General features: G+C 45.9%; 8 protein-coding genes. 4 read left to right on the top strand and 4 right to left on the bottom strand.

The genetic code is table 11. The features are described from left to right. Positions 1 to 537: 537 nt before the first annotated feature. The 4 genes from QUE24_RS10465 to QUE24_RS10480 all read right to left on the bottom strand — a co-directional run bounded on the left by QUE24_RS10465 (position 538) and on the right by QUE24_RS10480 (position 9,313). The gene (locus tag QUE24_RS10465; protein WP_286303779.1) at positions 538 to 3,618 is read right to left on the bottom strand and encodes a type I restriction endonuclease subunit R; all 3,081 of its coding nucleotides are present in this window, start codon (positions 3,616 to 3,618) and stop codon (positions 538 to 540) included. Between the two features lie 25 nt (positions 3,619 to 3,643). Beyond that, complete coding sequence (locus tag QUE24_RS10470; RefSeq protein WP_286303780.1) at positions 3,644 to 4,975, bottom strand: restriction endonuclease subunit S; 1,332 nt, start codon at positions 4,973 to 4,975, stop codon at positions 3,644 to 3,646. Further along, positions 4,972 to 6,933, bottom strand: a complete 1,962-nt coding sequence (locus QUE24_RS10475) for a type I restriction-modification system subunit M (protein WP_286303781.1) — start codon at positions 6,931 to 6,933, stop codon at positions 4,972 to 4,974. Before QUE24_RS10475 ends, QUE24_RS10470 begins: the two co-directional genes overlap by 4 nt. Before the next feature lie 1,156 nt (positions 6,934 to 8,089). After that, complete coding sequence (locus QUE24_RS10480; RefSeq protein WP_286303782.1) at positions 8,090 to 9,313, bottom strand: site-specific integrase; 1,224 nt, start codon at positions 9,311 to 9,313, stop codon at positions 8,090 to 8,092. 119 nt (positions 9,314 to 9,432) lie between these two features. Between QUE24_RS10480 and QUE24_RS10485 the strand changes: the two genes are divergently transcribed. The 4 genes from QUE24_RS10485 to QUE24_RS10500 all read left to right on the top strand — a co-directional run bounded on the left by QUE24_RS10485 (position 9,433) and on the right by QUE24_RS10500 (position 12,111). Further along, entirely contained in the window at positions 9,433 to 9,750 is a 318-nt protein-coding gene (locus QUE24_RS10485) for a DNA binding protein (protein ID WP_286303783.1), read from the top strand. A 57-nt stretch (positions 9,751 to 9,807) separates the two neighbouring features. After that, positions 9,808 to 10,728, top strand: a complete 921-nt coding sequence (locus QUE24_RS10490) for a restriction endonuclease (RefSeq protein ID WP_286303784.1) — start codon at positions 9,808 to 9,810, stop codon at positions 10,726 to 10,728. 363 nt (positions 10,729 to 11,091) lie between these two features. Next, complete coding sequence (locus QUE24_RS10495) at positions 11,092 to 11,454, top strand: hypothetical protein (RefSeq protein ID WP_286303785.1); 363 nt, start codon at positions 11,092 to 11,094, stop codon at positions 11,452 to 11,454. A 234-nt stretch (positions 11,455 to 11,688) separates the two neighbouring features. Beyond that, positions 11,689 to 12,111, top strand: a complete 423-nt coding sequence (locus tag QUE24_RS10500) for a hypothetical protein (RefSeq protein WP_286303786.1) — start codon at positions 11,689 to 11,691, stop codon at positions 12,109 to 12,111. Positions 12,112 to 12,303: the final 192 nt, after the last annotated feature.

Here is a 12,303-nt window from a genome sequence, read left to right on the forward strand (position 1 = left end):
TTCTACACTCGCTGTTTGAATATTGAATGCTAGTCGGCTGTAGCAAAATAATCAACTCTTGGATGAAGAATATGAGCGATTCATGACTATCTTTTGCCGATAATTGTGACCCTATTAGCGTTTGGCTGCGCAGTGATAGTGCATGGCATTGCTCTCGTATTGGCATCGGAAATATCTGGCCCTTTTAGAGATGTGACTAGCTTTGTCTCTGGCGCAGGGTATTGTCTTTGCCTTGGCTCTCTATCTAGAGGTCGGAGTGGTATCTGCAATTGCATGGGAAATATATTATCTTGTCACTTGATTGATCGCCGTTCAGTCGCCGTCTGAAAAGTCAGACAACTCGAACCATCTATCACTGCCTGTTATAATGCCAGCCCGATGTCCCCGTAGCTCAGATGGATAGAGCGTCCCCCTCCTAAATCCTCCAGAGCAATATCGAAGATGCCTTCTACCGTAAGGCAATCCCATGATTATTGGGAGTTTTTATTTTAACTGCCGGTTATCTTCCGGCTGCTAGGCGCGGACGCCGTGCAACCGTCAGTCTAATTTCGATGTTGACTGTGACCGATTGTAAACATCATCCAGCAGGGCGGCGATAATGAGGTTCCTCATATCACCATTCGCCATAAATTCATTGACGATCTTCTCGTTACGTCCCTGCCTATCCACGAATGCCTCAATGACTCTGGGTTCAAACACCACCTTGAATTTCTCTTTTGAACCCGCTCGTGCTTGCTCAGCCAGTTTGTCGTTGTTAAGCATATCGCCAGAGATTTGATCGAATAGCAGTTTATCTTCGTCAGTGAAGTCAGTCCCGAATCGTTCGTTGATAACCGTGATGACGGCAGACAGCGGCGATTTAGGATCTTCGTGTTTACCGCCAGTGCCTACTTCCGTTGCGCCATACACCGGCCGAGTCTCGTTCACTTGTAGTGATCCGCTGCCTTCAAATGTCTTCTCGTTACGATAGGCTGACAGCTCAACTTCTTCATCAAGGTCGATAGTGCCACCGCCATCTCGTCTTGGCAGTTTCGTCAGCAAATAACGGCCATATGCATATAATTTTTCGAGTTCAACATCCTGCCAGTCAATGATCTGACTGAGGAAGCTATATAGCCGCACAAAGCCTTGTAGACTGCTTTTAAACTCTTCCCCATCTTCTGTGTATCGCTCATCATAAACGCCTGCTGAAGACTCTCTGAACTCATCCTTGTAGCGTTGTACTGCTGGATCGATCCATTTGTTAAGCTGACCGTGATCTCGCTTAGTTTGGTCCGCCATCGGTTTGAAATACACCGCTGAAAACTCATCCACTTCTTGCGGGCGAATGATATGAAAGCTGTCGATTTTTTGCTGAAGCGTGTAAAGCTGATTGGGGTCAGTCGGCTCATCGATTTCGGTTTCTTGGAAGTAGGGACGAAAGCTCTCCTTGATCTCTTCCATTTCATTGGCGAAATCGAGTACGAATGTGTCGGTCTTGCCGCTGGTCGAACGATTGAGTCGTGATAGTGTTTGTACCGCCTTCAAATCCTTCAGTGGCTTGTCCACAAACATCGTATGCAGCAGTGGCTGATCGAAGCCAGTTTGATACTTCTCGGCGACAATCAGGATATGGTACTCACGGCTGGCAAACTTCTCTGGAAGCTCTTTCTCACCAAAGCCATTCATGCCTGCTTCTGTATATGCCACGGTATCGTCATTTGGATCATTGACTGTGCCTGAGAAGGCCACCAGCGTCTTCACATCGTTGTAGCCATTTTCTTTGATGTATTTATCGAATGCCTGCTTGTATCGAACGGCGTGAAGACGTGAGCGGGTCACGACCATCGCTTTGGCTTTACCGGCGATTTTCTTCGAGGTGAAGCGGCGATAGTGCTCGACCATGATTTCGGTCTTCTGGGCGAGGTTGTGCGGGTGCAAGCTCATGAAGCGAGCAATGGCGCGCTTGGCTTTCTTCTCGTCCACTTCCGGATCGTCATCGACCTTTTTTGATAGCTCGTAGTAGGTCTTGTAGGTGGTGTAGTGCTTGAGCACGTCCAGAATGAAGCGTTCCTCTATCGCTTGTCGCATGCTGTAGAGATGGAAGGGACGCGGTATGCCGCTGCCATCATCGACACCGAACATCTCCAGCGTCTTGGCCTTGGGCGTCGCTGTGAAAGCATAGAAGCTCAGGTTGGATTGCTTACCTTTCTTTTTGATTTCTTCCAGCACCAGGTCTTCGGTAGACTTCTCTTCCGGTAGTTTGTCGTCTTCCGCTTCTGCTGCGGCTAGCGCCTCTTCATCATCATGCTTGCCGAGCACAACACGAAGATTGGAGGCACTGCGGCCACCCTGACTGCTGTGCGCCTCATCGATGATGACGGCAAAGCGACGGTCAGCGAAGTTCTCGACCTTGTCTAAGATGAAGGAGAACTTTTGCAGGGTGGTGATAATGATTTTCGTACCGGCGTTGAGTGCATTTGCTAAGTCGCTAGATGACTTGTCCTCATCTATTTTCTCAACGACGCCCAGCTTGTGGTCAATTTGGTAGATGCTGTCCTGTAGCTGCTTGTCGAGGTTACGACGGTCGGAAATGACGACAACTGTGTTGAACACCGGCTTGTTGTCATCACCATGCAGGCTGGCAAGCTGATGGGCTGTCCATGAAATCGTGTTGGTTTTACCCGAACCGGCACTGTGTTGAATAAGGTAGTTCTGGCCGACGCTGTCCAGCTTGGTTTGTCGTAACAATGCACGTGTAGCCGACAACTGGTGGTAGCGAGGGAAAATGAGTGTTTCCTTGCTGGTCTTTTTGCCCGTGTCCGGGTCGCGTTTCTCTTCCACCTGCAAGTGAATGAAACGGTGGAGGATGTCCAACCAACTATCACGCTGCCAGACTTCTTCCCACAGGTAGCCCGTTTTGTAGCCCGTGACGTGGTTGTGTTGGTCAGGGTTACCCTTGCCGCCGTTGTTACCCTTGTTGAAGGGAAGGAAGAACGTGTGCTCGCCCGCAAGGCGCGTGGTCATAAAGACTTCATCGGTATCCACGGCAAAGTGAACGAGCGCCCTCTTCTTGAACTGAATCAACGGCGTTTTGGCTGTCGGCTTGCGGTCTTTGATGTATTGCTTGATGGCATTGATGGACTTCTGCCCTGTGAAGGCATTCTTAAGCTCGACTGTGGCAATTGGCAGGCCGTTGAGTGACAGCAGCATATCGATGGAGTTGTTGCTGGCAAGGTCATAGTGCACCTGCCGCATCACCGTCAGTTTGTTTTGCTGATAGCGCTTCTCGGTTTCGGGATTCAATGTGGAAGCGGGGCGAAAGAACGCAAGGCGAATCAACTGGCCGCGGTCTTTCACGCCGTTTCGAAGCACGTCCAACAGCCCTCGCTGGTCGCATTCGCTGGCGATACGTTTGACCAGTGCAGTGTCGATTTGGGCACCGTAGGAAGCTTTCAGGGCGTTGTAGACGTCTTCTTGAGTGCTTTTAATGAAGTCGAGCAGGGTGGTGGCGTCCAACGCCAGTTCGGCATCAAACTGCGTGTTCGGGGCGATGTCATAACCAGCGTTGCCAACAAGGTAAGCTTCAATCGCTTCTTCGAAGTCCAGTTCGGATGTAGTTTTACCGGTGACTGCCATTGTTCAATCCTTTCAACGCTGTTGGCTATGAGGCGACTGCTTCGTCGACATCCTGCGGAACTTGGTCACGCACGTCAATTTTGCCTGTGACGGCGGCTGAGATCAGTGTTATCCGACGTTCCATAAGCAAATTAATACACTTTCTTGCCTTGGACTTAATTTCATCTATTTTATTGAGCTTATTCTGCGTATCCGAGATCACAGCTTGTTGCTGCTTTTCTGGCATGACTCTGAAGGGAAAATTCTTAATTTGCTCAGGGCTGATATGTGGAACACTTACACCAGTCAAGTCTGCTTCTATGTACGATTTAAACTCATTACTAGATAAGATGAGGTAAAGATAGGCTTGGCAAAGGCCTCCGAGTGCTCGTAATCGCGCGACTCGCTGAACAAGTAGAGATGGGAGGTCATGTTTACTGACCATGGCCACTCTTGCCCCTGATGAAATCCAAGGTCTATCCATGCCAAATACAATGTCACCCGTTTGTAATATGTATTCACTAAATTCTCGTAGGCAGTCATGGGGCCAGTAAACAGTATCACGCCATTTAACATTCCCAACTCCAACATTTACTCCTCGAAGTAGACGTATGTCATCTTCATTATGGCTAAACTCGGAACTTGGGAAAGCAAAGCCAGTAGTCAAATTGACATAATGGCTCAATCGTGAACTTTGAGAGTCACTACTCAGCTTCACAGCATGTGAAATGACAGCCTGACGCTTCTCTTCCAGTAGCTCAATCAGTCGCTGTTGCTTTTCAATCAGGCGGTCGATTTTGGCAGTTTCACGGTCGAGGAAGACGGCGATTTGGGTTTGTTCGTATCGAGGGGGAAAACAAAACTTCTCAGACAGGTATGCCTCTGAGTCGATATTCTGTATGCCCGTGTTTTGCTTAATCGAACAGGTGTTCAGCTTGGAGTCATAAATGCAAGCAAACATGTAGTTCAAGAACTTCGAGTTATGGCTTTCAAGCGGGGTCATCTTTGCGACGAAGTTAGATGTCACCGCATCAAAATTCTTGTCGAAGAGTACAACTTGTCCGACAGGTGTCTTTTCACCACCACCAGACTTTTCCAGCAGGAGATCGCCATTTTTCAACAGACGATGCTCCCTATCTTTTTGCTCAATCTTTCTCAAAGTGTAACCGGATGACTTGATCGTTAGCTTGGCACGATCAAAATCGGCCACTCTCACTACAACAATGTCATTGTCGTCCATATCTGGGTCAGAACCCCAAAGTCCGTTCTTACAACCGTCAACCGCTCGTTTCAGTTGCATGAAGGTCCAGTGTGAAGGAGCAACTTCCCAGTTGGTATCGATACTCTTCAGGTCACTATATGCTCTGTACTTGCTCACACATGCACCTCTTGCAGTAGCTCCAGAATCTCTGCCGTCACTTGGTCAAGCTCAGCATCAATCTCTTCCAGTGGACGAGGCGGCACATACTTGTAGAAATGGCGGTTGAAGGGAATCTCGTAACCGACCTTGGTCTTGTCATAATCAATCCACGCACCCGGCACGTGCGGGATTACCTCACGCTGGAAGTAGGTGTCGATGTCTTCTTTCAGCGGCACGTTCTCGTAATCGCGTAGCTCGCTGTCTGGCTCTGGATTGCCTTTGTTATCTGTACAAACTTCGGCATTTTCATCGCGTTCGCTGAAGGCCGATAGAATAGCTTTCTTGAGCGGTGCGCCTCCCTTAACCTGCGCCTGTTTGAGCGCTTTTTCCATGTCCTTGATGAATGTGTCGCGGTTTAGGTATAAACCACGCTCAGACAGCGGTTCAAGCGCTCTGGTGATTGCTTGTTGTTCTGTCTCTTTAAGCTTGGTAAATGCCTTGTTATCAGACAGCCTTTCAAGACGCTCCTCATCAACTAGGAAGTTGAGTTTGAGCGGGCGCTCGACGGTGATTCGCTGATAGCCAAAGTCGCTGTTGTCGAAGATTTTGCTTTGCTCGTTTGCTTCGAAGTTGCCGAACAGTTCGGTGATGGTTTTGATTTGCTCTGGAGCAATCTGCTTACGTTTGCTGCCGAGGCTTTTGCGCATGGGGCTGTGGAACTCGGTGGCATTGATGAGTTGCACCTTGCCTTTGCGCTGAGGCTTCTTCTGGTTAGTGATGATCCAGATGTAGGTGGCGATGCCTGTGTTGTAAAACATGTCGGTCGGCAAAGCCACAATCGCTTCCAGCCAGTCGTTTTCAATGATCCAACGACGGATTTCAGACTCACCACTCCCAGCACTGCCTGTGAACAGCGGAGAGCCGTTGAGTACGACAGCCAGCCGAGAGGGGTCACCATTTCGGTTGAACTTGCTAATCATGTGTTGCACAAACAGCAGCGAACCATCACTGACACGTGGCAGGCCAGCACCGAAGCGACCGTTGTAACCAAGCGAGTTAGCTTCTTCCTTGATGGCTTTCTCGACCTTCTTCCACTCCACACCGAAGGGCGGATTGGACAGCATATAGTCGAACTGCTCGTCTTCCAGACCGTCCTGGCTGAAGCTGTTGCCGGGATGGATATTCTTTGCGTTCTGGCCTTTGATAATCATGTCCGACTTACAAATGCCGTAGGACTCGTCGTTAAGCTCCTGACCGTACACTTCAAGGTGGGCGTCTGGGTTGAGTTCTCGCAGATATTCTTCGGCGATACTGAGCATGCCGCCAGTACCACAGGCAGGGTCATACAGCTTGCGGATAACGCCACGCTTGGACAGTACGTCAGCGTCCTCATAGAACAGCAGGTCGACCATCAAGCGAATAACCTCACGCGGGGTGAAGTGCTCACCGGCCGTCTCGTTGCTTTGCTCAGAGAAGCGGCGGATGAGCTCCTCAAACATGTAACCCATTTGCAGGTTGCTGACAGCTTCTGGATGCAGGTCAGCTTGAGCGAACTTGCTCACGACCAGATAGAGCAGGTTGTCTTTGTCGAGCCGCGTGATTTGCTCTGGCAGCTTGAAGCGGTCGATGAAAATTTCGCGGGCATCATCACTGAAACTGTTGATGAATAGATTTAGATTGGCGGCAATATTGTCAGGGTCGTCCAGCAGTTTCTTGAATGTATATGAGCTGGTATTGTGGAAGTTTTGCTTCGCCGCCATGTTCAGCATGGTCTCGCGCATCGTATGGTCGATGTTCTCAGGCAAAGACGCTTGTTTGGCTAGTACATCGTCTTTGGTGGCCTCCAATACACAGTCAAGGCGACGTAGAACCGTGAAGGGTAGAATAACACGGCCGTATTCCGACTGTTTGAAGTTACCCCGTAAAATGTCGGCAATTGACCAAATGAAGCTGACGCTGGTACTGAAATTTTCCAAGATGTTGTCCCTGATGGTGTTTCTCTAAGCACGTCAGGATAGCTGAACTATCGTGAGCTTGACTAGCAGTGATCCGTTTATCGATAGTAAAATTGCTATTTGAAATAACCATTCACGTCAGCAAGGACTTATTTGGTGTTGGAACAACAAGCCTTGTTCGTGATTGATGTAGATATTTACAGGTAGATCGAAAAACTGCTTTTCTATTGATCTCACGTTGACCTCACGTTGATGTCAAAACGAAGTTCTTCTTTGATGTGGGTAGCAAGTCAGCTCATGTTAGAGACATGAAAATTGTCTTAAAGTCAGTTCTGCTAACACTTTCATGAGTTGTCCAAAGGTAATATTGACCGAAGTTCTGTTGAAACACTGCCCTCTATAAGGCTGTTTTTTTGGGAGGCGGTTTTTATTGAAGGTATGGTCTTCAGCTATTTACATTATTTCTAGGACTCTGTTGTTTGTTGGGAGAATAATAGATTTTTGTGGGTTGTTTTTTTTCAACCATTTTCCTTGTTGTTACAAGTGCATATGAACACTTCAAAGCAATGGATTACTTATCTTTACTTCTCTCATAGAAGTATTTAACAAAGAGTCAGTACCAAGTTTATTTTTAATGGTACTTGGTAGTTGTCTGGATCTAACTTCGCTGATAGATTAATTTCTAAACCTCAATGTTTTATCGGTAGCTTGAACGTTCGGACATTGTTGTAAGTAATCAGCAGTATTTACTGTTGATAGTGCCTCAGAAGGGACCAGCAATAGGGCACACAGACGGAGTTGTCTCGAAAGAGATCATCACAGTCGGGCTGGTGAGTTGATTCAGATACCTCATGACTAATCTGTTTCAGCAAGACTAAATGTGGTGAGGTCACGTCCCCTAACTGAACGGATGTCTGTCCGGTAGGGGTATGACTCAACTAACTCTGTATTGGATTATGGGGTTAGGGGAGTTATGCCTACTAACTACCGGATGTATTAATTAAACACTAAAATATACTTTAAGAACCATAGAACCATAGAACCATAGAACCATAGAACCATAGAACCATAGAACCATAGAACCATAGAACCATAGAACCATAGAACCATAGAACCATAGAACCATAGAACCATAGAACCATAGAACCATACCTTCGAACTTATCTTGTGAAGTTACTTAATTAAGTACTGCAACGGCCTCAGATAGATGGGCTGGAGCAAGGTGGGCATAGCGGAGTGTCATCTTAATATCGGTATGACCCAACAGCTCACGGACGCTATTCAAATCGATGCCAGCTGATACAAGCCGGCTTGCAAAGTGGTGACGTAAATCGTGGAGACGGAAGTCTTGGATTTGAGCATCACGGAGAAGCACCTTCCATGCTTTGTCGATGTTAGTGAAGCGTTCACCGTTTTTGCCGACGAATACACAACCGGATGACCGTTTGGTTTGTTTGTGCCAAACATCTAAAACGCGAAATGCTTCTTTGTTTAGAGGTATGTAACGTGTTTGACCCGTTTTAGACGTGTTGCCAACTACAGTAATGCGTTTGTTGATGAAGTCGACATCTTGCCAGCGAAGGTTGAACATTTCGCCTCGACGCATACCGGTATTTATCAGCAATAACACCATAGGATGAACGTGATCCGGAAAACCGCCTAAGATCGCTTCTAAGCGTGTAAAACGACCGCCAGTATAGAATGGGTTAGATTCGGTCAAACGACGATCACGTGATCGCAGGGTGGCTCTCAGACGCTGTTCTTCATCACTTGTAAGGTATCGAATGATGGCACGGCTATCTGACTTTTGTTTCTTCACTTTGCTGATGGGATTTTGTTGAATAATCTCCCACTCAACAGCCCGATTGAACATGGCTTTAATCGTACCTATGTATCGGTTAGAAGTTGAAGCGCTTAGACCTTCTTTGTGACGCTTTGAACGCCAGCTTTCTATGTCCCATGCAGTCACTTTGTCTAGTTGTTTACCAAAGAGATGTTTGAACTGATTGAACGGTAGTTTAGCTTTTGGGGCTTTGTGGTGAGCAGTGAACCAAGGAAGGTATGTGTCGCAGATAAAATCACCGAGCTTTGGCACGGGTTTTATTTCTCGTGCAGCTTGTTTTTCGCGCTGGATGTCACGACCAAGTTTCACTTGTGCGTAGAGCTGCTCTGCTAGTTTACGAGCAGCTGGAACGGAGAGAGCAGGGTAACTACCCATCGTATAACGCAAACGACGGCCATCTGGGGCGGTGTACATCAAACTGAAAGTCATTGTGCCGGAGATGTAGCGCTTCAATTTGAAGCCGGCAATAATGGTGTCTGTGACTTCAAAATGCTTGTCGGTTTGTTGTTGGCTTAGCTTGGTAGCAATGGCGGGTGTGAGTTTGTGTTTGTAGTCCATATAACGGCTCTGTGGCTTGTTTTAAGCCAGTTTAGCAAGCCGAGGTAGGTTGCCAAGGATAGGTAATGTGAAGGATACTTCGGAACATTAAAAAAAAGAGTCAATACAAGCTACTTAATATGGATATTGTAAAACTTAAGCTCAATGAGGCTAACATAAAAAACAGTCATTTCTACTTATCCTCTGTAATGGAATTGATCCCTGATGAGGCTATAGGAGGTTCTAATAAAAAAGCTTTAGCCGAGCGGCTTTTGGAAATTCATTATGGAGCAAAAGGTTCTCCAGTAAAGACTGACGTTGCGGGTGACAAAAAGATTTTCAGAAGTCGTGGATGGGGTCGCACTTTCTTCAGGGCGCATCGACTTAATCCTGGAGACTACATTGTGATAGAGAAAACAGATGATTTTATTCTGCATGTCTATCCCCAAAGAGACTAATACTCAGAAGCCAAAGCGCCAAAAGCGTATGGTTATCTCACAGAACTGTATAGAAATATGACGATACCTACATTTGAACAAATCATGCCCGTTATTCTCGACTTGGCGATAGAAGCTGACAGCATAGCTATTCGTAAGTGCATGGATGTGATTGCCGATCGTTTTCATCTGACTGAAGAAGAACGCGAACAAACGTTACCCAGCGGTAAGCAAAAGGTACTTTACAACCGTACTTACTGGGCATCTTTTGATTTGCTAAAAGCCGGACTCTTGAACAAGAGTCAGCGTGGCATATACGTAATTACTGAGCGTGGTCGGCAGGTTCATGCAACTGATAGAAACAAGCTCGGCAGACAGTACTTAAGTCGCTTCCCAGAATACGCCGAGTACATCTCTCCTAACAAGTCGAACGATTCTGAAAGTCAATCAAGCGATATAGCTGAAACAGTGACGCTCACACCTCAAGAACGTATCGAAAAAGCCCATCGGGAATTGAATCAGATTCTCAAAGCTAACCTCATGGAACGTATTTTGTCTTGCTCACCAGAGTTCTTCGAGAAGTTGATTATCGATCTGATGATCGGTATGGGATATGGCGGCAGTTTGAAAGAAGCTGCTGAGCATGTTGGGAAGGCAAATGACGGTGGTATTGATGGTGTTATCAACGAAGACCAACTTGGACTAGACCGTATCTACCTCCAAGCCAAACGCTATGCAAAAGGCAACACAGTAGGCCGTCAGGCGCTTCAGGGCTTTGCTGGTAGCCTTCTTGGGCGAGGGGCAAATAAAGGTGTATTTGTCATAACATCAAGCTTCACGCAGGGCGCTGTCGACTACGTTGAGAACTTGCCGCAACGGATTGTATTGATTGATGGTGAGCAATTAACAAGTTTGATGGTTAAGTATGGTGTTGGGGTTCGAATGGAGCAGCGTTTTGAGCTGATGAAGGCTGATGAAGACTACTACATTGAGGACTAAGCTTGTGACAGTAAGGAAATTCATACTTGAGGATCGTGTTCACAAGTGGAAGCGTTAATATCAACTATAGTTGACTCTATATCTGACTTGTTCGGCTATTTTTCTAGCTGGCAATGGAGTGTTATAACTCAAAGCATTACAAGTATTGGAATGCTCTACATAGCATACAGAGCCCTCAACTCATGGAAACATCAGCAGAGTACACATCGAGTTATAGATTTTTTGGATCAACTTACGGATACAGTGCATGACTTTGTAAATTCAGTTTCGTTACCAGTTACGAGATTAAAATTCATAAAAATAGGAATTGAGTAGACTAAGTGGGATATAAGTATTGATAAGAAGCTAAAGTATCCTGAGTTAGTGAAATATGTCGAAAAAAATGGTGTTGTGCAGGCAGAAAAACTAATTTCTGCTCTCGACAACTGCAATGCTTCAATCCATCGAATAAGATCATTACTGGTTAAGGGACAAGTCTTAGGAATAAGCAATTATGAGCAGTGTGTCACAGCTTGTGAAAAAGTTATTTGGCAGTTTGAAAGGTTACAGGTTGTTTATGCTGTTTTAAGTAGTCCAAATCTTAATCCGAACCATCCAGAAGTCGAGAAAATGATGGAAGTCATGCTTGAAATTACTCCAGAAAGTATCAATGACTACCTTGCGGAGAATCAACGCCAGTTTCTGACGTTTGTAAAAAATGTCTATGAAGAACAGTTCAAACTATAGTCACTGAATTAAAAGCTACTGTTCAACTACTGAGTTACTGAGTCAATGCTCCCTTAGCTCTCTCAAGCTGGGGTGTTAGCTTGTGATTATAGTCCATATACGGCTATGTGGCTTGTTTTTAAGCTAGTTTATCAAGCCGACGTAGGTTGCCAAGGATGGATGGTCTGGGCCCATATTCGTTGCACTTTTTTGGGAGCTTTGTAGTTTTCACTGAACTACTTGAGAGTATTGAAAATGAAAAAAAGAGTCACTGTTACCATCAAGAAGGCCGGATTCAGAGCAACTAAAACAGAAGTAGGTGTCACAAAAAAAGGAAACAAAATAACTTCTGAAAGAAGTGCTGATATATCTCTCTCAGATGATAAATCTTCAGAAGCTGCAAATACTCAAGCTCATCTAGATCTATCAACAGTATCAAAAGAACAAAGATGTCCAATGTGCGGCGAGACTATAACGAAAAAGTACAGGAAACACACGAAAAGCTGTCAGCAAAGAATTGAGAAAGAGAGAAAAGAGAAACGAGCGATGTTCAATGCTCAGCTAAAAAAGCTGAGGAAAAGTCAGATAAGTTCGACAGGATACAAACCTAAAACCAAGAGCATTACCAGCAAGAAAAAAAGCATGGAGACATTGTCCTCTATTCTCAAGTGGGAGTAAGGAATGATGAGGTGCTTTTTTGTTCATTATGCAAGAAAAAATCATCTACAACATGGCGTTACACTAAGAGCAATAAAGGCCCGGTTGACTTGTGTATAAATTGCAAAGCAGTGGCGCCCAGAATGAAACAGAAATCAAGACGGGAAGGTTTTTTGATAAGACTTCCTGGTTCGTTTGAGAATGGTAAATCTA

Source organism: Methylophaga marina (assembly GCF_030296755.1).
GTDB lineage: Bacteria > Pseudomonadota > Gammaproteobacteria > Nitrosococcales > Methylophagaceae > Methylophaga > Methylophaga marina.

Excerpts from the sequence above, each read along its gene's own strand:
- QUE24_RS10485 (WP_286303783.1), top strand. The coding sequence starts at position 9,433 with ATGGATATTGTAAAACTTAAGCTCAATGAGGCTAACATAAAAAACAGT.
- QUE24_RS10500 (WP_286303786.1), top strand. The coding sequence starts at position 11,689 with ATGAAAAAAAGAGTCACTGTTACCATCAAGAAGGCCGGATTCAGAGCA.
- QUE24_RS10480 (WP_286303782.1), bottom strand. The coding sequence starts at position 9,313 with ATGGACTACAAACACAAACTCACACCCGCCATTGCTACCAAGCTAAGC.
- QUE24_RS10490 (WP_286303784.1), top strand. The coding sequence starts at position 9,808 with ATGACGATACCTACATTTGAACAAATCATGCCCGTTATTCTCGACTTG.
- QUE24_RS10465 (WP_286303779.1), bottom strand. The coding sequence starts at position 3,618 with ATGGCAGTCACCGGTAAAACTACATCCGAACTGGACTTCGAAGAAGCG.